General features: G+C 58.6%; 1 protein-coding gene. It reads right to left on the bottom strand.

The genetic code is table 11. The features are described from left to right. Window positions 1-182 precede the first annotated feature (182 nt). Window positions 183-1,155, bottom strand: a 973-nt coding sequence (locus JCM19049_RS14895) for an IS1380 family transposase (protein WP_054821960.1), incomplete at its 5' end; no start/stop codon positions are given.

Here is a 1,155-nt window from a genome sequence, read left to right as displayed (position 1 = left end):
CCCAGATGTTTCATCACGCCTTACACGGCCACCGAAATCCATTACCGAGTGATTCCCGGTGGCCGTTTCCGGTTGCGCGCACGACCAAGAGCGCCGGAACCACCAGCGCCGGGTGCCAGGCTCCACCAACCTGGACTGAACTGACCTTTCGAAACCAAAGAAATAACAGGACAACCGCCAGTTCAGGCAGCGAGCTCGCCGTGCCGCCACCGCTGGAACAGCAACCTAATATTCTGCTGAAGCTGGAATAGCAGCTGAGCTTCCGGCGCATTTTTGGGGATCAGCAGCCGGCGTTGCCGGCCGCCAGAGACAATCTTCCCGGCTATCGAAAACAGCCGGTACCGCCACCTTTTCAGATCCCAGTACCCAGCTTCATGCCCGCCGGGCAGCACGGCAAGTTGCAGCCAGGACACCAGATTCACTGCGAACATTGCCAGATCAGCCCATGCCTGGTTCGCGGTAAAAGACCAATAAGGCAGTTTGCCCAACCCCGTGCTCTTCAGCGTTTTGATCCTGTTCTCGCACCGGCCACGCGCCCGGTGCCGGGCATCGAGGAACGCCACGTTGAACCGCGGGCTATTGGTCAAGAACGCGGTCACCCTGTTCCCGTCCGTATCGAACAAAGTCGCTTTCGCCCCGGGATGCAACGGCTCAGCCCGCAAATAAATCCTTGTTCCTGGTGGGTAGTCCTTCAGCTCGATCACCTTGCTCGCGTCGATCACCCACGCATCATCACGCTGCTCCCCGCCAGCGGTCAGGGCCGGTTCCCAGTACTTCTTCTCATCGATCCACCGGATGAACCGCTCCTTGAGCACCGGCAACGAATACGAAGTGGAGAACTGAATCCCCAACGACTGCAGGTGGTGCAAGAACTCACGGGACGAGCCGGCACTATCGGTGCGGACCAGAATCTTCTCTCCATGCAGGTTTCCGTGCTCGTCATAGAAATCATCAGGCAGCTGCGCCAACGCCTGGTTGAGGACTTCAATATGGGATTTCGCGGAATTTGCGCCCCGGTTTCCCGGACGCAACTGCACGGCCAACACTTCGCCGGTTCCATTCGTCTTGCCGTAGTCGGCCATGGCGATCATGGGTGAGAATCCGTACCCGCCTTTATACGTGCCGGCACTGTTCTCTTTGTCGAAGTGCACGTGT

The sequence above is a fragment of the Arthrobacter sp. JCM 19049 genome (genome assembly GCF_001310435.1).
The sequence above is the reverse complement of the archived record's forward strand: the minus strand, read 5'-3'. Positions and strand labels throughout refer to the sequence as shown.